Origin of the sequence: Corynebacterium sp. HMSC06G04 (assembly GCF_001807365.1) — a bacterium.
Taxonomy (GTDB): domain Bacteria; phylum Actinomycetota; class Actinomycetes; order Mycobacteriales; family Mycobacteriaceae; genus Corynebacterium; species Corynebacterium simulans.
Map to the genome: position 1 here is coordinate 34,362 of NZ_KV788618.1, position 20,804 is coordinate 55,165.

Below are 20,804 nucleotides of genomic sequence, written 5' to 3' on the forward strand. Positions count from 1 at the left end.
CATTAAGAATCTGAGCTGGTGTTTAGCTATAGAAATTCGCAACAATGGTTTTCTTCCGATCGGCAGGTAATTCGGAAATCGCTGATAAAAAAGCTATCAATGCGATGTGGGGAAGCTTACGATCGGGGGCAATTTACCCCCGATCTAAACGGTATGTCCGTCTTTTATGAAATTGATGACCTGCGCGGGCATCGAATAAACACGGATGTGCTCTGTTACACAATTGCTCAAGTAGGAGGGTGTAGTCACGGCTCCTAAAATTGGAGACAAGAGGCGCTCGTCGCTTAGAAGGTGAGACCAAAGTTTCCGGCAGGAAACGCGTGGAACACAGTGACAGGAAACAGCGGCAAGGCGCCCCGAATCACTTGAATGAAATGTGTCAAACAAGAAGGGAGTCACAATCGTGACCACCGCAACGCAACCGCTGCAGTTTGAAGCCTGGAAAGGATTCGAGCCTGGTCCATGGACTGAAGGCATCAACGTCCGGGACTTCATCCAGCGCAACTACACTCCGTACGATGGAGACGCTTCCTTCCTCGCGGGCCCAACCGAAAAGACCCAGCGCACGTGGGACACCCTCGAAAAGGACTACCTGTCAGTAGAGCGCCAAAAGCGCATTTTCGATGTGGATACCCACACCCCAACTGACATCGATGCTTTCCCGGCCGGCTACATCTCTGAGGATGACGACGTCATCGTCGGCCTGCAGACCGACACTCCGCTCAAGCGTGCCATGATGCCAAACGGCGGCTGGCGCATGGTTGAGCAGGCCATCCGTGAGGCAGGCAAGGAGCCGGAGGAAGACATCAAGAAGATCTTCACCCGCTACCGCAAGACCCACAACGACGCTGTCTTCGATATCTACACCCCACGTATTCGTGCGGCTCGATCATCACACATCATCACCGGTCTGCCTGACGCATACGGTCGCGGCCGCATCATCGGTGACTACCGCCGCGTGGCTCTCTACGGTGTCGACTACCTGATTGCCGAGAAGGACGCCAAGAAGCACGAGGTCGGCGAGCTCGGTTTCAGCGAGCACTGGGCACGCTACCGCGAGGAGCACGCAGAGCAGATCAAGGCTCTGAAGAAGCTCAAGGTCATGGCACAGTCCTACGGCTTCGACATCTCCGGTCCTGCAAAGACTGCTCACGAAGCTGTTCAGTGGACCTACTTCGGCTACTTGGCTTCCATCAAGTCCCAGGACGGCGCCGCAATGTCCATCGGCCGCCTGTCTGCATTCTTCGACTGCTACTTCGAGCGCGACCTCGCAGCCGGCATCATCACCGAAGAGGACGCACAGGAAATCATCGACCAGCTCGTTCTGAAGCTGCGCATCGTTCGCTTCCTGCGCACCGAGGACTACGACCAGATCTTCTCCGGCGACCCATACTGGGCAACTTGGTCTGACGCTGGTTTCGGCAATGACGGCCGCCACATGGTTACCAAGACCTCCTTCCGTCTGCTGCAGACCCTGGTCAACCTTGGCCCGTCACCAGAGCCAAACATCACCATTTTCTGGGACCCAGCACTGCCAGAGGGCTACAAGAAGTTCTGTGCTCACATCTCGATCACCACTTCTTCCATCCAGTACGAGTCTGACAAGCAGATTCGTGAGCAGTGGGGCGACGACGCAGCGATTGCTTGCTGTGTTTCCCCGATGGAAGTTGGCAAGCAGATGCAGTTCTTCGGCGCTCGCGTTAACGCTGCAAAGGCCCTGCTCTACGCCATCAACGGCGGCCGCGACGAGGTCACCGGCAAGCAGGTTGTCGAGGGCTACGACGCTATCCAGGGCGACGGCCCGCTCGACTTCGACGAGGTTTGGAAGAAGTACGAGGAGATGCTCGACTGGGTAGTCGGCACCTACGTCGAGGCTCTGAACATCATCCACTTCTGCCACGATAAGTACGCTTACGAGGCAATCGAGATGGCGCTGCACGATTCCAACATCGTCCGCTCCATGGGCTGCGGCATCGCTGGTCTGTCCATCGTGGCTGACTCGCTGTCCGCCATCAAGTACGCTAAGGTTTACCCGGTCCGTGACGAGTCCGGCCTCATCGTTGACTACAAGACCGAGGGCGACTTCCCGTTCTACGGCAACGATGATGACCGCGCCGACGACATCGCTGCAACCATCGTCCACACCGTGATGGATAAGATTAAGGCCATCCCGATGTACCGCAACGCAATTCCAACCCAGTCCGTTCTGACCATTACCTCCAACGTGGTCTACGGCAAGGCAACCGGTGCTTTCCCATCCGGCCACAAGGCAGGTACCCCGTTCGCACCGGGCGCAAACCCAGAGAACGGCGCCGACAGCCACGGCATGGTCGCTTCCATGCTGTCGGTGGGCAAGCTGGACTACAAGGATGCGTTGGATGGCATCTCGCTGACCAACACCATTACCCCGTCTGGTCTCGGCCGCACTCCGGAGGAGCGCATCGACAACCTGGTGGGCGTGCTGGACGCAGGCTTCATCATGGAGTCCGAGTAAGCCACCCCGGCAATCAAGTTTCCCCCATTCAACCTCAACTCACTTCAAGGAGTATCACCATGGCAACCCCAACTTTCGACGAGCGCTTGGCAGACATGAAGGCTAACCGCGACGAGCACCAGATGAACGCGGGCCTGTACCACGCAAACATCAACGTTCTGGACAAGGCAACCCTCGAGGACGCTGTCGAGCACCCAGAGAAGTACCCGAACCTGACCGTCCGTGTTTCTGGCTACGCAGTTAACTTCGTCAAGCTGACCAAGGAGCAGCAGCTCGACGTTATCTCCCGTACCTTCCACCAGGGTTCATAAAAAATGGCTGATGGCATTACTGGAGTCGTGCACCTCGACCCCCAAGCGGGCGAGAAGGTGCGCGGTGCGGCCGCCGGCCTAGGTACCGATAACTCCCTCGACGAGATCAAGCGCCCGGAGCTCATGGAGGCACGCCGTACTGGCGATATCGCCTTGGTGCACTCCTGGGAGCTGGTGACCTCCGTCGATGGTCCAGGTACCCGCATGACGATGTTCATGTCCGGTTGCCCACTGCGCTGTCAGTATTGCCACAACCCAGACACCATGGAGATGAAGGTGGGCACCCTCGAGCGCATCGAGGACGTCGTCAAGCGCATCAAGCGCTACAAGCCCATCTTCAAGACTTCCGGTGGCGGTCTGACCATCTCAGGTGGCGAGCCGTTGTTCCAGATTGCGTTCACGCGCCGCGTGCTCAAGGAAGTCCACGATGCGGGTATCCATACCACCATCGATACCTCGGGCTTTTTGGGTACGCGCCTGCGGGACGAAGACCTGGAAAACATCGATCTTGTGCTTCTCGACGTCAAGTCTGGCGACGAAGAAACCTACAAAAAGGTCACTCGCCGCGAGCTGCAGCCAACCATCGATTTCGGTGACCGACTGTCGGCGATGGGTAAGCCGGTGTGGATCCGCTTCGTGGTGGTTCCAGGCCTGACGGATTCCCCGGAAAATGTGCGAAACGTCGCCAAGATCGTGGGGCGTTGGAGCAACAACGTCGAGCGTATCGAGGTGCTTCCGTTCCACAACATGGGTGCTGATAAGTGGCATGAACTGGGCTATCCGTACACCCTTGAGGATACGAAGCCGCCAAAGCCGGAGGATATCGAAGCAATTCGTGACGTCTTCCGCGACAAGGGCTTCACCGTTTACTAAACGAGTGTTCCCTGAATAAGAAAAGTTTTTAGCGCTGTGCCGTTTGGTACAGCGCTAAACTTTTATCCATGACTCGCCGTTTCGGATATCCAGTAAAAGAGCACACACTTTCCGTCCCTTGGGACTACAACGACCCGCAACAGGGCACGTTTGAGCTCTATGCCCGCGAAATCGGTGACCCGGATAAGCCCGCCATTCTCTATAACCAGGGCGGGCCAGGCTTCCCAGCCCCGCGTCCACTGGGGCCGACGGGCGTTATTGGGAAGGGCTTGGAGCGGTTTCGCTGGATCTTGATGGACCAGCGTGGCACGGGGCGCAGCTATCGCATTGATGAGCTTTCCGACGCCGCCGACTTAAGCGTCGATCGCCTTAAACTACTGCGCCAGGACAACATCGTGCGCGATGCGGAGCGGCTGCGTGAGTACCTTGGCATCGACAAGTGGTCTTTGTTCGGCCAGTCCTTTGGCGGATTCTGCATCACGAGCTATGTCTCCTTGTTCCCCGAGTCAGTGGACAAGGCCTTCCTGACCGGCGGCCTACCGACCTTGGACAAGGGCGCAGACGATCTTTACCGTTCCACGTTCACCAAGCTCAAAGTGCGCCAACAGCGCTTCTTCGACTACGTACCTTTCGCGCAGCAGCGCATCGCGGAAATCATCGATCACCTGGACAACTCGCAGGAGGTTTTGCCTACTGGGGAGCGCTTGAGCTCGCTTCGCTTCCGCACCATCGGCATCGAGCTGGGCCGCGGCTCCGGATTCGATTCCCTGGGCTACCTGCTTGAGGAGCCTTTCCGCACCGTGGGTGGGGAGAAGCACTTGCGCTCCGATTTCCTCCACGAGGTTGGTGCTCGCGTGAGCTTCCAGGGTGGGCCATTGTATGCGGCCATCCACGAATCCATTTATGGCAGTGTGGGCGGCCAGCACGTCACGGGCTGGGCGGCGCACCGCGTGCGCGAGGAGTTCCCGGAGTTTGCCGAGTCAGGCACGTGGCTGACAGGCGAGCACATCTTCCCGTGGCAGTTCGATGAGGATCCGGCGCTGCATGCGTTCAAGGATTCGGCAGAAGCGTTGGCGCAGTTTGAGTGGGATGCTGCGCCTTACGACGCCGCGGTATTGGGCAACGCTGAGGTGCAGGCCGCCGCAGCTGTCTATCTGGATGACATCTTCGTGCCCTTCGAAGAGGCGATGCAGACCGCTAGCGCCTACCGTGACCTGCGCCCAATGGTGACTAACAAGTTCCAACACAACGGAATCAGCCACGACGGCGAGGGCATTCTGGGCGACCTTTTCCACTTGGTTGATGACCACTAGAACGTCCGTTTGCGTCGGCCGGCCCCGGTCGGTCGTCGATCAGTTCCTGCGCCTGGCGGTGTCGGCACGACGCTGCATAGAGTGGAAGACGGAAAGCAGACGGCGGACTTGGCGCTCGCTGCATAGCCCCTTGTCTTATTCGGTAGCAGTTTCATTAAGTTTCTTCTTTTCTACTCGCGCACTTATTCAAGGTGTGGAAAGGTGAGGAGTAAATCAAGAATTGAATGAGGAATTGAACGAGAGGAAGAACCAATGATCGGAATGATTGTTGTTGGCGTTGTTCTGCTGGCGATTGTTTTGACCATTTTTGATGGTTATTTCATTGTCCGCACGCGAGAGGCGGCCATCGTGGAGCGCCTAGGCAAGTTCGTCACCGTGGCGCACGCTGGCCTGCACTTCAAGCTGCCGTGGGTTGATCGCGTGCGCGACAAGATCAGCCTGCAGGTGCGCCAGCTCGATGTCATGGTGGAGACCAAGACCAAGGACAACGTCTTCGTTCAGATTCCGGTCGCCGTTCAATACGAGGTTGTTCAAGGCCGCGAGCGCGAGGCCTACTACATGCTCTCCAACCACGAACAGCAGATCGTGGCCTACGTGCAGGATAACGTTCGTTCCTCGGTTGCCAATATGGACTTGGATGATTCCTTCTCATCCAAGGACACCATCGCGCAGAACGTCGCAATTTCTTTGCGCGATAACATGGCTGCATATGGCTGGCACTTCGTAAACACCCTGGTTACCGATATTCGTCCGGATACCCGCGTGCGCGAGTCGATGAATTCCATTAACGCTGCGCAGCGTGAGCGCGAGGCGGCTATCGCACAGGCTGAGGCGGAGAAGATTCGCGTGGTTAAAGAAGCCGAGGGCGCCGCTGAGGCAAAGAAGCTGCAGGGTCGCGGTGTGGCTGAGCAGCGTAAGGAAATTGTCGAGGGTATCGCGCAGCAGTACGAGATGCTGCGTGCGGCTGGCGTTCAGGAAAACCCAGAGACCCTGATGCTGGTTTCCCAGTACCTGGACGCGATGGTCGACGTCGCCGACCGTTCTCACACTAACGTCCTTTACATGCCGTCCAACCCAGGCGGCATGCAGGATCTCTTCGGCGGCATGCGCGACGTACTGCTGTCGACTCAGGCTATTAACAACGAAGCCTCTGGTGGGCTCGACCGCGAGCAGCGCGAGCGCTTGGAGCAGCTGCGTGCGCAGAAGGCGCAGCGCGCGCAGCAGGCGGCGCGCGAGGCGCAGCAGCAAGCCCAACAGAGCGCGCAAGCTATTGAGCAGCCGCCGTACTCCGGCGGTGCACCACAGAGCAATACACCGCAGACGGCACGCCAGTATTTCGACGAGCTGCGTGACCAGCTCAAGGGCGATAACTAGGGCGATTACTAAAACAAAAAGCTGGCTCCACTCAATGACTCATTGTCAACGAGTGGAGCCAGCTTTGTTTGCGGCTGAGGCTTTACTCGGTGTAGCCGATGTCTTCGACCTCGAGTACAGCGAAGGAAGCAGCACCGAAGTTAGCTAGCTTCGGGCTGGTAGCGACCATGGCCGGGCCGTTGTAGATAGGCATGATGCCATAGGTGGACAGAGCCTCACGCTCCAGCTCGTTGCCCTTCTTGATCTGCTCGTCAGGATCTGCGATCTTGGCCAGCTCTTCGATCTTCTTATCCATCTCCGGGGTACCGGTGCCGGACTTGTTCAGCTCGGAGTCGGAGCGGTAGACCTGACCAAAGTACGCGATGCCGAATGGATCGCCGGCGGTGAACCCCATCGGGAAGATATCGAAATCCTTCTTGGTGGCGATCTCCGAGAAGTCGGAGGAAGGACGCTCTTCGACCTTCAGATCGATTCCGATGTCCTTGAGCATCTTCTGCGTTGCGGTGGCCATTGCTTTGCTAATGACGCTGTCACCTAGCAGGGTATAGCGCAGCGAGAGCTTCTTGCCGCTCTTCTCGCGGATTCCGTCGGCTCCTTCCTTCCAGCCGGCTTCTTCCAGCAGCGACTTGGCCTTTTCGGCGTCGAACTTCACGACGGCACCAACGTTGTCCTCGTAGCCCTTCTGGGTCTGATAGAGGTTGAGGGAGCCCGGCAGCTCTTCCTTGTAACCGTTGAGACCGTTGAAGCGAATGGCTGCCAACTGGGAGCGATCGATGCCGGTCAACACTGCCTCGCGGACCTTGATGTCCTTCAGCATCTCGTTGCCAGAGTTCAAAACAATCAGGGAGTTAGAAGGCATCATTGCGGTGCGGATCTCAATGTCATTCATGTCCTTAACCGCAGCTAGGCGATCCTTATTGCCCACGCCGGTGGCGTCGATTTCGCCTGCCTTGAAGGCATTGATGGAAGCTTGGTCTTCCATCTGGCGGTAGGTGACTTTGTCCAGGAATGGCTTGTCACCCCACCACTTTTCGTTTGGCACGAAGGAAACCGTGCCACCGACGAAGTCGACGTTGTCGACCTTGAACGGGCCAGCACCCCACTCTGGGCGCAGCTTGCCCAGGTATGCCTTGTTGAACTTCTCTGCGGAGTCGACCTGCGGAGGAAGCAAGAAGTTGAACAGGCCCTGCCACCATGGGTATGCATGCTTGTAGGTGACCACAGCTTGCTTGTCGGTCTTGCCCTTGGTCACAGATTCGATGAGCTCGTAACCTTCGGTGCTGGAGACATTGAGGGACTCGTCCTCGCCGTTGTTGTACTTCCAGGTGTGCTCGAAGGACTTCCAGTCAATCGGCGTGCCGTCGTTGTACTGGGCCTTGTCATGGATGGTGTAGGTGATGACGGTCTTGCCGTCCTTCTCCTCTTCTTTGATGTCGGTGATGTAGTCGTTGTTGGGGTGGAACTCACCGGAGCCGTCGAAAAGCCCGATTTGCGGGTTGTAGTACTTCCACACATCGCTGGTATACCGGGTGCCGTCAGCCTGGAATGGGTTTTCCTGCTGGGAAATCTCATCCAGTGCCAGGCGAAGTTCGCCGCCTTCCTTCAGCTCGGAGCGGTCCTTTGGGTTGTAGGAACCGTTGAGCTTGACGTCGATGGCTTCGCCCGAGGAGCCTGAATCGCTGCTAGAGCAGCCGGAGATGACGAGAGCGGAGGCAGTGATGACCGCCAAAGTAGCATTACGGAGCTTAAGGTTCATGGTTCGAATCTTCCTTGTGAGAGGGGGAGGAATTACAAAGAGATGAAATATTAAGTTTTAGGTCGAGCGTGGGGTTTCTAGGAGGCATGTTCCTCGTAGATCACCCGCTTGCGGTTGCGTTCCACGGCAGGATCCGGGATAGGGATAGCGGACAGCAGCGCCTTGGTATATGCGTGCTGCGGGTTATCGAAGACCTCGTCGGTGGCGCCGTATTCCACGAAGTCGCCCTTGTACATGACGGCGACTTTGTCGGAAAGATTGCGCACCACGGATAGGTCGTGAGCTACGAAGACCAGGGAGATGCCCAGGCGGTTCTTCAGGTCATGCAGCAGATTGATGATGCCGGCCTGGATGGACACGTCCAGAGCAGAAACAGGCTCGTCGAGGACGATGATTGACGGGCTTGTAGCCAGTGCGCGGGCCAGGCCGATGCGCTGACGCTGACCGCCAGAGAAGTGCCCCGGGAAGCGGTCTACTTGATGAGATTCCAAGCCGACGAGCTTCATTAGCTCGCTCACACGCTTGCCGACGTCGCCTTCGTAACCCAACGATTCCAGTGGTTCCGCGATGATCTCGCGGATTGTCATGCGCGGGTTCAGCGAGCTCATTGGGTCCTGGAAGACGATCTGGATGTCTTTACGCAGGCTGCGGCGAGCTGAGCTGCTAAGACCGGAGGTGTCGGTGCCGTTAACAACGATGGTGGAACCCTTAGGTGGGTTAAGATCCATGATTTCCAGCAGGGTGGTGGTCTTGCCGGAACCGGATTCGCCCACGATGGCGAAGCACTCGCCCTGGTGCACTGTGAAGCTGATGTTGTTGACCGCATGCACGGTGCCCACGCGACGCTTGAGGATGGCGCCCTTGATGAGCGGGAATTCCTTGACGAGGTTTTCTACCTCTAGGGTCACGGGGCGCTCGTCATACGGGGTATCGCCTAGGGCATCGGGGGAAATCTGTGGCAGCGGGTACATTCGCTCGCCACCGATGCTGCCCTGATTGATCTCATCGGAACACAGGCAAGCAGCGGCGTGCTGCGGGGCGTCGTCAAGCGCGCGCAATTCAGGCTCCTGCTTCCAGCAGCCTTCCTGTGCCACGGGGCAGCGGGCAGCAAACGAGCATTCCGGCACAATCTCGATTAGGCGCGGCGGGGTGCCGTTGATGGGCACCAGCGGCTCGTCGCTTGACTTGTCCACGCGCGGGGTAGAACCGAGTAGTCCCACTGTGTAAGGCATCTTGGGGTTGGTAAAGATGGTGTCTACGTCGCCATATTCGACGGCGCGGCCAGCGTACATTACGAGGACATCGTCAGCAGTGCCCGCCACAACGCCCATGTCGTGGGTAATCATGATGACCGCTGCTCCGGTTTCGCGTTGGGCGACCTTGAGCACCTCAAGAATCTGCGCTTGGATGGTGACGTCGAGAGCGGTGGTTGGCTCGTCGGCGATGATGACTTTGGGGTTGTTGGCCATCGCGATAGCGATGACCACGCGCTGGCGCATACCGCCGGAGAATTCATGCGGGAAGGACTTGATGCGCTTTTCAGGCTCAGGGATACCCACCAAATCCAGAAGGCGGATGGCCTCTTGCTCGGCTTCCTTATCCGATAGTGAGCGGTGAATCTGGATGGCTTCCTTGAGCTGGTCACCGATGGAAAAGACGGGAGTCAGCGAAGAGAGTGGATCCTGGAAAATCATGGCGATGTCTTGGCCACGGATTTCGGACATCTTTTTGTCGGACATTCCGATGAGCTCAGTACCCTTGAATTTTACGGAGCCTTCCACCTTGGCGTATTCAGGCAGCAAGCCCATCACCGCCATGGAGGTCACAGATTTGCCGGAGCCGGACTCACCGACAATGGCGAGGGTGCGGCCAGGCAGAAGATCGAAGTTGACGCCACGCACGGCGTGGACCGAACCTGCCTCAGAAGGGAAGGTGACGGCGAGGTCGCGGACTTGCAGCAATGGGGTAGTAGGCGTTGTCATGCTCGGCCTCCGGAGTTCGAGTTGGGGTCAATGGCATCGCGCAGGCCATCCGCGATGAATGCCATGGACACAGTGAGTAGGGTCAGCACGCCCGCTGGGAAGTAGAACTGCCAAGGCGAAGATTCGACGGCGTTGGCGCCGACGGAAAGCAGCGTGCCCAAAGAGACGTCGGGAAGCTTCACGCCCAAACCCAAGAAGGACAGTGCTGTTTCTGACATGACGGTGCTCACGACGCCCAGTGCGAACTGGATGATGAGCAGCGATCCGATGTTGGGCACGATGTGGCGAACGATGGTGCGAAAGCGCGATACGCCCATGTAGTCGGCCGCTCGCACGTAGTCGTTTTCGCGCACGGACAGCGCCATCGCCCAAATAACACGGGCGGGGTACATCCAGCCAAAGGCGATGAGGACCACGATGAGCAGCTTCCAGTCGCCGCCGGAGTCTGCCACCACGAGGGCGATGAGCAGGAAGGTCGGGATGGCGAGCAAGAAGTGGATAATAGCCAGAATCGCCTTTTCGATGTGTCCGCCGTACATGGCTGCGGCCGCGCCGATGAGTGCCGAAAGGACGGTCGTGGCAATGGAGACGACCAACGCGATGATGAGCGATCGGCCCAGACCGTGCACGGTTTGGGCGAAGAGGTCGTTGCCGGAATCGGTGGTGCCAAACCAGTGCTCCGGCGAAGGCCCTGTGGCGAGGTTCAAGAAGTCAGGCTCGTCGAAAGGCCACTTGGCAACAAGGCCGCCGAAAAGAGACAGCAAGGTTAGAAGCAGGAAGATGATTGCGCCGATTAAAGCGAACTTGTTGCGGAAGAAGCGCCGCGTGTACAGCTTCAGCTTCGACGTGCCGCGGAATACCTCTTCCTTTTCGTCTCCGTCGTTGCCTGTGAATTGGCGGCGTTGGGCGTCATCGACGTCAACACCGGAAGCCAGTGCAGATTGGGCGCTTGGCTCCGAGGCCATGCTGAAGTCGGCCGTGGCGGTGTGTGGGCGAACACCGAGGTTATCCGCCGCGGAGTCGATAGCGAGGTCGTTGCGGCGATGGCGTTCTGGGTGGCGTGCCGAAGCGCGAGGAGTCGTGGACTTTTTCTCTGGGGACATTTAGCTCACCCTCACTCGTGGGTCGAGTGCTACAACGACGAGGTCAGCAAGAATTGCAGAGAATGCAATCATCACTGCGCCGAAGGCGGCGACCGCGGTGGTGCCGTTGACGTCGTTGCGGCTGATGGTTTCGATGAAGTACTGGCCCATGCCTTTCCACGCGAAGATCTGCTCGGTCATGATCGCGCCAGTGAAGATTCCAGGCACAGAGAAAGCAACTGACGTTGCCACCGGGATGATCGAGGTTCTTAGTGCGTGCTTGCGGATGGCTTGAGCACGGGTTAGCCCTTTCGCGCGGGCAGTGCGAACGTAGTCGGCATTGAGGTTGTCCAGCAGGAGAGTGCGCTGCATCATGTGGTAGCCGGCGTAGCTGATGACGACCAGGGCGATGGTGGGCAGGATGAGGTGCTGGGCGTAGTCGATCAGCTTGGGGATAAAACCAGTGGTGTCCGGAATAGCAGAGCCAGTGACGTAGACGATGCGGTGCCCAGTCACACGGTTTAGCCACAGGCCACCTGCGACCACCAAGATAGAAGCGACAACGACGTGGGTGTTCATCGTGATGATGGATATGCCCTGCCATACGCGGTCGGCAGCCTTGTACTGGCGCGCAGCGGTGTAGACGCCCAAAGCAACACCGATGACAACAGAAAGCACGGTTGCTAGGAGGAGAAGCTGGGCAGACACGAGCGCACGGTGGCCGATTTGGGCGCTGACTGGGTCTCCCAAAGGGGAGCTGCCCCAGTCCCAGTGGAACAAAATCCCACTAAACCAGTTCCACCAGCGCTCGAGGAGGGGTGTTTCTGGGTCGAGGCCCAATGGCTGGAGGATATTGGAGATTTCTTCTGGCCGAAGAGGCGGGTTACGGCCAATGTAATTGGAACGCGGATCAAGGAATGTGGCCGCGAGAAGGTAAGCGATGTTGGTCGCGAGGAAGATAACTAGCAACCAGCTAGCGGTCTTCTTCAGGATGTATTTGAACATCGGGTTTTCCGTTCGCAGAGTCGACAGTTGAGAGTTGCGTCTTTGAGTCCCTCGACACACATGGGAGAAAATGTGACTTGGCTATCAATTTCGCTGACGTTGATACTAGGAAATTGGAAAAGGGTTGGCCGCCTATTTGCCCAATTTTTTAAAGTTTGGGGGTAAAACTTATTAGCCCCGGATTGTATTTATTCCAGGGCATGATATCGGCCGTTGCTTTGCTTGGGTGCTCACGTTTCCCGCGGCATACAGGCTTATTGTCTAAAAGGTGTGCCCTATTTTAGGGTCAAACTATGCGCAAAATATGCAGATTCATGGCAGGTAGAATGTGGGGGTAGCTCAAGGGCAGGTAGCTAGCTGGCTAGCTAGGGCGTCATGTTCGGCCTGTGTTACCCACAGTCCGTAGATAGCTTTAACTTCAATGATTTTCTGCGCGTAGGTGCAGCGGTATTCCTTGCTTGGCGGCAGCCAGGTTGCTGCGTCGCCTGCGGATTTCTGCTGATTAAGTGGGCCGTCGACCGCGAGGAGGTTGCGCGGGTCGTTGGCAAAGTCGCGGCGCTTTTCTGGTGACCATTCTTGGGCGCCTTTTTGCCAGGCGTCGGCAAGCGGCACGATGTGATCAATCTGTACCAACTCGGAGGTGCCTTGCCCGCGCTGGAAGCTGATCTCAGTGTCGGAATAGGGATCGTGCAGCGTACCTGTCAGGACCACGCAGTCATGAGTGTTTTCTTTGAGCGTGATATCTACGAGGTCACGGCGCAGAATGTCGTTTCGCGTATCGCAGCCGTTGTGGCCAAATTCCACTGTGACATCGTCAGACCACGCCTGCCCGAACTGCTCACGTTCGTAGTCAGTCTTTGGCGCGCGGCCCTTAACCGGCAGAGCGTTGAGCTGTTCTGATGCTGGATTTGGTGCAGGTGTCGCAGGGGGTTCGGGTGCTGCCGAAGCTGCGTCTGAAGCTGTTGCTGGAGCCGGTGCCGTGGGGTTGTTGGGTATATTGTCCAGACTATCGTTTGCAGTGGTTGTGGGCGCAGTCGCTGAGGTGGACGAAGTCGGGGCGTCGAGAGTTGCGCCAAAGATGACGAGAGCTACGACGATGAGGTTGAGGATGCCGACTATGTAGTACGGGCGAAAAGGGGAGCGGGCTGCCATGATGGGGATGATTTTAGCGGCTAGACTGGCGCCGGTAATGAGTATCGATAGGTTCTTTGATGAATACACGCAACAGCGCGGGATTGTCCGCAGTGCGCTTGTGGTTCCGGCGAGTGCATGCGAGATTTATGCAGAGGTAGAGCCCGAAGGTCCTGCCGGGGAAGGCGTGCGCCGGGGCCAATCGCGCGTGGAACTAAAGCGTGCTGAAGAGCTAGTTTCCCAGTTCTTGGGTGATTTCTAGCCGCATTTCACAGGCGAACGCTTGGTCAACCACCTAGACGGCGAACCCTTCGCGCTGTCATTTTCAGGCCAGGGCTATGCCTGGCTTCCCAATCTGCAGGCGGAAGAGGTCCTCGAGCCACTCGCAGACGATCTCGCCGCCGCCCAGGTTGGTGTGCTTAGCCCTGGGAAAGGATAAAAACCTTTAGGACCGCGGTTTAGGGAGGGCACCCCAGCTTGTGGGGTAGCCCTCTTCTTGTGTGTCGTTCGCGCAAAACGGGGGTGAAATTCGCCGCGAAAGTGCCAGCGTGTTCCGTCTGAAACGATAAAGATGCAGGTCATGGGGTTTGAGTAGCTGCTTGCGGTGGGGCACTATGCAAGGGTGAAGTTCAACGTTAAAGCAAGCAAGATTGTGGGAACTGTGGCTTTGGTAGCCGCACTTGGGGGATGTTCGGCTACAGGCGGTGCCCCGCGTGCTGACGAAGAAGGCGGCCTCGCCGGGGGAGTGGACACCGAGCGCATCGTGGTGTCGATGATCTCCCACGGCGCCCCTGGTGATACCTACTGGGACTTGGTCCGCAAGGGCGCCGAGGACGCTGCCAAGAAGGACAACATCGAGCTGCGCTACTCCTCCGACCCACAGGCGCCGAACCAGGCTAACCTCGTCCAATCCGCCATCGATTCCGGCGTCGACGGCATCGCCGTAACCATGCCGAACGCGGGTGCCATCGGCCCAGTGGCCAAAAAGGCTTCCGAGGCTGGAATTCCCACCGTCGGCCTGAATGCCGGCATGGATGAGTATCAAAAGTACGGCATGAGCGCTTTCTTTGGTCAAGAAGAAAAGGTAGCTGGCAACAAGGCGGGTGAGCGCCTGAAATCCGAGGGCGCGAAGCACACGCTGTGCGTTATCCACGAGCAAGGCAACAAGTCCCAGGAGGACCGCTGCGCTGGTCTCAAGAAGGGGCAGGGCAGCAAGGTGGAACTGCTCTACGTCAACGGTCAGGATCTCACTGCCGCGCAGTCCACGCTGAACGCTAAGCTCGCCCAGGATAAGTCCATCGACTGGGTCATGGCGCTCCAGGCGCCCGTCGCGCTTCGCGCGGTCGACGCTATTGCCGACGCCGGTGCATCCGCCAAGGTCGCCACCTTCGATACCAACGCTGAGCTTGTCGACGCCATCGCCCAAGGCGACGTCGCCTGGGCCGTGGATCAGCAGCCTTATATGCAGGGCTACCTCGCAGTCGATGCGCTGTGGCTTGCGCACCGCAATGGTTCGACCGTCGGCGGTGGCCGCCCGGTCTATACCGGCCCATCCTTCGTTGACGAGAACAACGTTGACGTGATTTCTGAATCTGCGAAGGAAGGCCTGCGATGACAGTTCGGACCACGCAAGTAGCAAACGCTGCGGCTAAAGTTGCGGCAAAGGGCGAGGAAAATACGGCGTCGCCAAGCGCGGATGGAAGGCTGCACAAGCGCAGCCTGAGCACGAGAATCATGCGCCGCCCCGAGCTGGCCAGCGTGCTCGGCGCGCTCGTCATCTTCGCGCTGTTTATGGCAGTCGCGCCCTCGTTCCGCTCGATGGAGGCCTTCTCCACGGTGCTCTATGCCAGCTCCACGCTCGGCATCGTCGCGCTTGCCGTGGGCCTTTTGATGATTGGTAACGAGTTTGACTTATCGTCCGGCGTTGCCGTAACCACTGCGGCGCTGGTGGCCACCATGCTCAACTACAACCTGCACCTAAACTCCTGGGTGGGCGCGGGGCTCTCGCTGCTGGTCGCACTTTCCATCGGCGCCCTAAATGGCCTGCTCGTGGTGCACACGAAGATTGATTCTTTCCTTATCACTCTCGCTGCTTTCCTTATGTTGCAGGGCTTAAACCTCGCAGTAACGAAGCTGATTACCGGCCAAGTGGCCACCCCGTCCATTGCGGATATGGAGGGTTTTCCTACAGCGCAGACCATATTCGCTGGGACCATCCACATCGGTACACTCAGCATTCGCTCCACCGTCTTGTGGTGGATTTTCTTCGTGGCGCTGGCCTCCTTCGTGCTGTACAAGACCCGCTTTGGTAACTGGGTCTTTGCCGTCGGCGGCGATGCAGAAGCAGCGCGCGCAGTGGGCGTTCCGGTGCGCCGTGTGAAGGTGATTTTGTTTATGCTCGTCGGCTTCGCCGCGTGGTTCGTCGGCATGCATACCCTCTTTGCTTTCGATTCAATTCAGGCGGGTCAAGGCATTGGTAACGAATTCCTCTACATCATCGCGGCCGTCATCGGCGGCTGCTCCATGACTGGCGGACGCGGCACCGCAGTGGGCACCGCTATTGGTGCAGTCATCTTCGGCATGACCAACCAAGGCATCGTGTATGCCGGCTGGAACCCGGACTGGTTCAAGTTCTTCCTCGGCGCCATGTTGCTGTTTGCGGTGCTGACCAATAGTTCCGTGGCTAATTTCAACAAGCGAAAGTAGGGCAGACCATCATGACTACTACAGCTATTGAGCTGCGTGAGATTGAGCAATCATTCGGCAACTTTCAGGCGCTGCGCGGGATTTCCATGAAACTGGTCCCTGGCACGGTCACGTGCGTGCTGGGCGATAACGGCGCCGGCAAGTCCACGCTGATCAAAATTTTGTCCGGCCTGAATACTCCAACAGGCGGGCAGCTGCTTGTCGACGACGCGCCCACCACCTTCTCTAACCCCCGCGACGCGTTGGACGCGGGCATTGCCACCGTCTACCAAGACTTGGCACTCGTGCCGCAGCTTTCGGTCTGGCGTAACTTCTTCTTGGGCCAGGAGCTTACGGGCCGTTTCGGCGGGCTGCAGGAGAAGAAAATGCGCGCCATCGCCCGCGAGCAGCTGGCGCAGATGGGCGTGGAGCTGCCCGACATCGACGTCGAGTTGGAGGCGCTTTCCGGCGGGCAGCGCCAGGTGGTCGCGATTGCCCGTGCCATTTATTTCGGCGCGCGCTACATCGTGCTGGACGAGCCGACTGCAGCACTAGGCGTCAAGCAATCCGGCATGGTGCTGCGCTTTATCGCGGCGGCCAAGCAGCGCGGCATGGGCGTGGTCTTTATTACCCACAACCCGCAGCACGCTTACCTGGTGGGAGATCGCTTCGTGGTCTTAAACCTCGGCGAGGTGGCACTGAACGCTGACAAGGCCGACGTGAGCGTCGAAGAGCTGACGAAGTGGATGGCCGGTGGCGCAGAGATGGAAACCCTCAAGGCGGAGTTGGCCAGCTAGAATAAGCGGCCATGAGCCAAGCAACCTTCGCCGTGGGCACGGACCTCGTTTGTATCTCCGAGTTTGCCCGGCAGCTGGAGCTGCCAGGCACTCGCTTCGAGGGCGTCTTTAGCCCCACGGAGTTGCGCGTGGCAGCGACGAAGCCGAGTCCACAGCGCCGCGCTGAGCATTTGGCCGGACGCTGGGCGGCAAAGGAAGCCTTCATCAAAGCGTGGTCCCAGGCCCTCTATGGGCGCCCGCCGGTGCTTCCAGAAGAAGAGGTGCGTTGGGCAGAAATTGAGGTCCAGCCCGACGCCTGGGGCAGGGTAGCTATCTCGCTTAAAGGCGCAATCCGCGAGCATGTCGCAGCCAGCCTGGGCCAGTTTTTCACCTCGCTGAGCATTAGCCACGATGGTGATTACGCCACCGCGACGGTGCTGCTGCGGTTTGTTCCAGCTGGTTAGCTCGTCGCTACAGCAAAGAGATAGGCGATGAGCATGCGCTTGATTTCGCGCACGACGTCATCAAAGTTCTCCGGCTCCCCCGAAGCCGCGTAATTGAGCATGGAGACCACCGTGTGCACCAAGAAACCGGAAAGTTCGATGCGTTCGTCATAGCTCATCTGCTGGGCAAGCGGCTCCAAGATATCTGCCAAGGGCTTGAGCATCTGCAGCTCGGTATCGGCGGCGGTAGCTCGAGTGCCAGGGGTGGACTGCACCGCATGCCAGACTGCCCGGCGCGAAGGATCCTCACGCCACATACGGGCCAGATGGTCGATGAACTCGTCCAAGAAATCCGGCCACTGCAGGGCCGGGACATGCTCGGAGAAGCGGCGGATTTCCTCCAGGTTGCCCGTGGTATCTTGACGGTCTAGTTCGCAGATGAGCACATATTTATTGGCGAAGAACTGATACAGCGTGCCGATGGGAACCTCGGCGCGGCGGGAGACTTCGTCGAAGGTGAAGGACTCAAAGCCGACGTCGACAAGCACGCTTCGCGCAGCCTTGAGGATTCGATTGAACTTCTCGCGGCTGCGTGCTTGGGCGGGGCGCCGGCGGGGAACCAGCAGCTCTGTGTCCTGCTTAGTGCTCATTTGTTTGTTTAGGAAAGCCCCTTCATCACGCGAGCCACGTGGCCGGTGGCCTTGACGTTGTAGAGTGCCTGGCCGATGGTGCCATCGGCCTCGACCAAGAAGGTGGAGCGGATAACGCCCTGGACTACCTTGCCGTAGTTCTTCTTCTCACCAAATGCGCCGTATGCGCTCATGACCTCTTTGTCAGGATCTGAAAGCAGCGGGAAGTTCAGCTCGTGGTCTGCGCGGAACTTGGCCAGGGCCTCCGGCTTATCAGGGGAGATGCCAACAACGGCAATGTCTAGACCATTGAGCTGCTCGAGAGCATCCCGGAAGTCACAAGCCTCCTTGGTACAACCCGGGGTATTGGCGCGCGGGTAGAAGTACACAAGCACGCGCTTTCCTGCGTAATCGCTAAGGCTGACGGAGTTGCCTTCGTCATCGCTCAAAGTAAAGGTGGGGGCGGTATCTCCGATTTCCAAACGCTTTGCTTCAGTCATGCTCTCAACCATACCGTGCACACCGGCGGGCAAACACTGTAGACTTGTTCCTTGATTGACTCGGTGGAAGCTGAGCCATTAACGCCATTAATGCGAAAACAAATTCAGGAGTTACAACGTGGCACGCGACATTAACGACATTCAGCGCGACATCGAGCGCACCCGCCGCCAGCTGGCTAGCACCCTCGACGAGCTCGCGGATCGCAGCAAGCCGCAGAACTTGGTTGATGACGCAAAGGGCGCCGCAACCGAGAAGCTGCAGGACCGCAACGTACAGATGGCACTCGCCGGCGTCGGCGCAGCAGTAGTTGGCCTTATCGCTTTTTCTGTATTCCGTTCCAAGCGTCGCAAGAATGACCTGAAGGAACTGCAGCGCCTGCTCGCTGAGCGCCGCTAACTCGGCGCGGAATTAACCGCTTTTAGCTGACCTTTGCCCCTGCCTCTAGCAGTTCGGCAAAGGTCTTTTTTGCGCGCTCTTCGCTCACCGGCGCGCAGTAATTTTCTAGAACGTTGACGTCAAAGCCCTCTTTTAATGCATCGAGAGCGGTGGCGCGCACGCAGTGATCGGTGGCGATTCCCACGATGTCGAGGCTCTTAACACCACGGTCGCGCAGCCACTGCGCGAGGCTTGCTCCATCGTCGGTGCACTCGGCCTCAAAGCCGGAGTAGGCAGCGGTGTAGGCGCCTTTGTGGAAGTAGGCGTCGATGGGGGCGTCGGCAAGCGCAGCGTGCATGGCCGCACCCTGGCTGCCTGCAACGCAATGCACTGGCCAGGTATCGATGAAATCCGGCTCGGTGGCAAAGTGCCCCTCCGGCTCGATGTGCCAATCCTGGGTAGCCACGACGATGTCATACGGCGTTTCACGCACAAGCTTTGCGATGTCGCGGGCTACCGCATCGCCGCGACTCGTTGCGAGAGCGCCGCCGGGGCAGAAGTCATTTTGTACGTCCACAATCACAAGAACCTGAGGAGTGCTGTTCATGCGGGCTAGCATAGTCATCCGTAAGCTAGAGCGAGATGAAAACACCAATTCCTTTTTACTTACGGGAAATCCTCGACCATGTCCGTGATGATGAACGCGGAAAAGTAGCGGACTATATCCCAGAGCTTGCGGTTGCGAACCCGGACTACCTAGGCGCGGCGATGTGCACCACCACCGGCCACGTCTATTGGGCAGGCGATGCGGATGTCGAGTTCACCATGCAGTCCATCTCTAAGCCTTTTGTGTATGCGCTTGCATTGCAGGAGCTGGGACTGGAAGCGGTGCGCTCGATTGTGGGGATGGAGCCTTCCGGTGAGGCCTTCAACGAGTTGTCTTTAAACCGCGACGACCACCGCCCGGTCAACCCGATGATCAACGCGGGCGCAATTGCGGTCACGCAGCTCATCAACGGCGTGGACTCGGGCGTCGATGAACGTGTTGAGCGTATCCGCAGCTACATGTCGCGTCTGGCGGGCCATGAGCTGCATATTGACGAAAGCGTTTCCGGCTCTGAGCTTGAAAATGCGGAACGCAACCTCGCGCTCGCGCACATGCTGCGCAATTACAACATTATTGAGGACGAAGCCCACGATGCGGTGCTGACTTATACCAGGCAGTGCTCTATCCGCGTGACAGTCAAAGACCTCGCGGTGATGTCTGCGACGCTGGCTAACGGCGGCCGTCAACCGATAACCGATGACAAGATCCTCGATGCCGACGTTTGCCGCCTCACGCTGGCGCTGATGAGCTCGGCAGGTATGTACGACGGCGCGGGTCGCTGGATGGCGGAGGTCGGCATTCCGGCGAAGTCGGGCGTGGCAGGTGGCCTACTGGGTACGCTGCCGGGCCAGCTGGGTGTGGCTACCTTCTCGCCGCGTCTGAATGAGGAGGGCAATTCCGTGCGCGGTGTGGAAGCCTTCAAGCTTTTGTCTAAGGACATGGGGTTGCACCTGATGTCCACTGAGGAGCGCTATGGCGTGCAGCCAATCCGCCGCATCGTGGACGAAGATACCGCGACGGTTATCTACCTGCAGGGCGTGCTCAACTTCAACGCCGCGGAAACCGTCCTGCACGAGTTGGAGCGCTATGACCTGAGCACCGCCAAAGTGGTCTTGGAGCTTTCCAATGTCACCGCGACTAACCGCATGGGGCGCCGCATGTTGAAGGATGGCCTGCGCCGCATCCGCGAGTCGGGCTTCGATATCGAGCTGGTGGACCCAGACCACGAGCTCGAGGACCTCAAGATGTCTGACGGCACCGAGGTTCCAGTTGGCGACCCGGAGGACTATCAGATTGCGGGCGAGCCAATCTAACGCTTTCTGTGGCGTGGTGCTGCCTCCTCCTGCGCCCGCAGTGGCAAATGGTGAGGTCGCCCCGCAGTCAATGGGGCGCGTGTTAACTGGTGGGGCTGGTGACGGCTGACCTCACCATCCTTTCCTCACCATTTGGAAAATCGACCTCACCATC

The 20,804-nt window shown here is 58.4% G+C and carries 21 protein-coding genes; 13 read left to right on the forward strand and 8 right to left on the reverse strand.

Translation table 11 applies throughout. The annotated features are described in order from the left end of the window. The first annotated feature begins 403 nt into the window (after positions 1-403). From pflB to HMPREF3158_RS08050, 5 genes are all read left to right on the forward strand, one after another. The gene (gene pflB / locus HMPREF3158_RS08030) at positions 404-2,494 is read left to right on the forward strand and encodes a formate C-acetyltransferase (RefSeq protein WP_062037437.1); all 2,091 of its coding nucleotides are present in this window, start codon (positions 404-406) and stop codon (positions 2,492-2,494) included. Between the two features lie 59 nt (positions 2,495-2,553). Then, on the forward strand, positions 2,554-2,805 hold the full coding sequence (grcA2, locus tag HMPREF3158_RS13275) for an autonomous glycyl radical cofactor GrcA2 (protein ID WP_061924374.1): 252 nt from the start codon (positions 2,554-2,556) through the stop codon (positions 2,803-2,805). Between the two features lie 3 nt (positions 2,806-2,808). Then, positions 2,809-3,678, forward strand: coding sequence for a pyruvate formate-lyase-activating protein (gene pflA / locus HMPREF3158_RS08040; protein ID WP_061924371.1), 870 nt, complete (start codon positions 2,809-2,811; stop codon positions 3,676-3,678). 68 nt (positions 3,679-3,746) lie between these two features. Continuing rightward, entirely contained in the window at positions 3,747-4,991 is a 1,245-nt protein-coding gene (locus HMPREF3158_RS08045; protein WP_061924368.1) for an alpha/beta fold hydrolase, read from the forward strand. Positions 4,992-5,243: 252 nt separating this feature from the next. Next, on the forward strand, positions 5,244-6,365 hold the full coding sequence (locus HMPREF3158_RS08050) for an SPFH domain-containing protein (RefSeq protein WP_061924365.1): 1,122 nt from the start codon (positions 5,244-5,246) through the stop codon (positions 6,363-6,365). Between the two features lie 82 nt (positions 6,366-6,447). Here the strand turns inward: HMPREF3158_RS08050 and HMPREF3158_RS08055 are convergent, their stop codons facing one another. From HMPREF3158_RS08055 to HMPREF3158_RS08075, 5 genes are all read right to left on the reverse strand, one after another. Continuing rightward, positions 6,448-8,121 (reverse strand): ABC transporter family substrate-binding protein, encoded by a 1,674-nt coding sequence (locus HMPREF3158_RS08055; RefSeq protein WP_061924361.1) that lies wholly within the window; start codon positions 8,119-8,121, stop codon positions 6,448-6,450. Between the two features lie 77 nt (positions 8,122-8,198). Beyond that, the gene (locus tag HMPREF3158_RS08060; RefSeq protein WP_070498006.1) at positions 8,199-10,103 is read right to left on the reverse strand and encodes an ABC transporter ATP-binding protein; all 1,905 of its coding nucleotides are present in this window, start codon (positions 10,101-10,103) and stop codon (positions 8,199-8,201) included. Continuing rightward, the gene (locus tag HMPREF3158_RS08065; protein ID WP_061924355.1) at positions 10,100-11,206 is read right to left on the reverse strand and encodes an ABC transporter permease; all 1,107 of its coding nucleotides are present in this window, start codon (positions 11,204-11,206) and stop codon (positions 10,100-10,102) included. Before HMPREF3158_RS08065 ends, HMPREF3158_RS08060 begins: the two co-directional genes overlap by 4 nt. After that, positions 11,207-12,190 (reverse strand): ABC transporter permease, encoded by a 984-nt coding sequence (locus HMPREF3158_RS08070; RefSeq protein WP_061924351.1) that lies wholly within the window; start codon positions 12,188-12,190, stop codon positions 11,207-11,209. 339 nt (positions 12,191-12,529) lie between these two features. Then, entirely contained in the window at positions 12,530-13,342 is an 813-nt protein-coding gene (locus tag HMPREF3158_RS08075; RefSeq protein ID WP_061924348.1) for an HNH endonuclease family protein, read from the reverse strand. A 37-nt stretch (positions 13,343-13,379) separates the two neighbouring features. Between HMPREF3158_RS08075 and HMPREF3158_RS08080 the strand changes: the two genes are divergently transcribed. The 6 genes from HMPREF3158_RS08080 (at position 13,380) to HMPREF3158_RS08100 (ending at position 17,246) form a co-directional block, all read left to right on the forward strand. Then, on the forward strand, positions 13,380-13,583 hold the full coding sequence (locus HMPREF3158_RS08080; RefSeq protein WP_141741026.1) for a hypothetical protein: 204 nt from the start codon (positions 13,380-13,382) through the stop codon (positions 13,581-13,583). Positions 13,584-13,604: 21 nt separating this feature from the next. Beyond that, positions 13,605-13,760 (forward strand): hypothetical protein, encoded by a 156-nt coding sequence (locus HMPREF3158_RS12975; RefSeq protein ID WP_158510293.1) that lies wholly within the window; start codon positions 13,605-13,607, stop codon positions 13,758-13,760. Positions 13,761-13,970: 210 nt separating this feature from the next. Further along, on the forward strand, positions 13,971-14,936 hold the full coding sequence (locus HMPREF3158_RS08085; RefSeq protein WP_371326206.1) for a substrate-binding domain-containing protein: 966 nt from the start codon (positions 13,971-13,973) through the stop codon (positions 14,934-14,936). Beyond that, the gene (locus HMPREF3158_RS08090) at positions 14,933-16,027 is read left to right on the forward strand and encodes an ABC transporter permease (protein ID WP_070498007.1); all 1,095 of its coding nucleotides are present in this window, start codon (positions 14,933-14,935) and stop codon (positions 16,025-16,027) included. The genes HMPREF3158_RS08085 and HMPREF3158_RS08090 overlap by 4 nt, the downstream gene beginning before the upstream one ends. 11 nt (positions 16,028-16,038) lie before the next feature. Beyond that, entirely contained in the window at positions 16,039-16,803 is a 765-nt protein-coding gene (locus HMPREF3158_RS08095; protein WP_062037462.1) for an ATP-binding cassette domain-containing protein, read from the forward strand. Positions 16,804-16,814: 11 nt separating this feature from the next. Then, positions 16,815-17,246 (forward strand): holo-ACP synthase AcpS, encoded by a 432-nt coding sequence (locus HMPREF3158_RS08100; RefSeq protein WP_062037465.1) that lies wholly within the window; start codon positions 16,815-16,817, stop codon positions 17,244-17,246. Here the strand turns inward: HMPREF3158_RS08100 and HMPREF3158_RS08105 are convergent. Together HMPREF3158_RS08105 and bcp are read right to left on the reverse strand one after the other, a co-directional pair. After that, positions 17,243-17,875 (reverse strand): TetR/AcrR family transcriptional regulator, encoded by a 633-nt coding sequence (locus HMPREF3158_RS08105; protein WP_070498009.1) that lies wholly within the window; start codon positions 17,873-17,875, stop codon positions 17,243-17,245. The genes HMPREF3158_RS08100 and HMPREF3158_RS08105 overlap by 4 nt on opposite strands. An 8-nt stretch (positions 17,876-17,883) precedes the next feature. Beyond that, complete coding sequence (gene bcp / locus HMPREF3158_RS08110) at positions 17,884-18,354, reverse strand: thioredoxin-dependent thiol peroxidase (RefSeq protein WP_062039372.1); 471 nt, start codon at positions 18,352-18,354, stop codon at positions 17,884-17,886. A gap of 118 nt (positions 18,355-18,472) precedes the next feature. Here bcp and HMPREF3158_RS08115 point away from each other — a divergent pair, with 118 nt between their 5' ends. Then, positions 18,473-18,751, forward strand: a complete 279-nt coding sequence (locus HMPREF3158_RS08115; protein ID WP_062037472.1) for a DUF3618 domain-containing protein — start codon at positions 18,473-18,475, stop codon at positions 18,749-18,751. A 22-nt stretch (positions 18,752-18,773) separates the two neighbouring features. Here the strand turns inward: HMPREF3158_RS08115 and HMPREF3158_RS08120 are convergent, their stop codons facing one another. Then, complete coding sequence (locus HMPREF3158_RS08120) at positions 18,774-19,337, reverse strand: isochorismatase family protein (protein WP_062039375.1); 564 nt, start codon at positions 19,335-19,337, stop codon at positions 18,774-18,776. A gap of 35 nt (positions 19,338-19,372) precedes the next feature. On the opposite strand from HMPREF3158_RS08120, the gene HMPREF3158_RS08125 reads away from it, so the two are divergent. After that, positions 19,373-20,650 (forward strand): glutaminase, encoded by a 1,278-nt coding sequence (locus HMPREF3158_RS08125; protein ID WP_070498010.1) that lies wholly within the window; start codon positions 19,373-19,375, stop codon positions 20,648-20,650. The last annotated feature ends 154 nt before the right edge of the window (positions 20,651-20,804 follow it).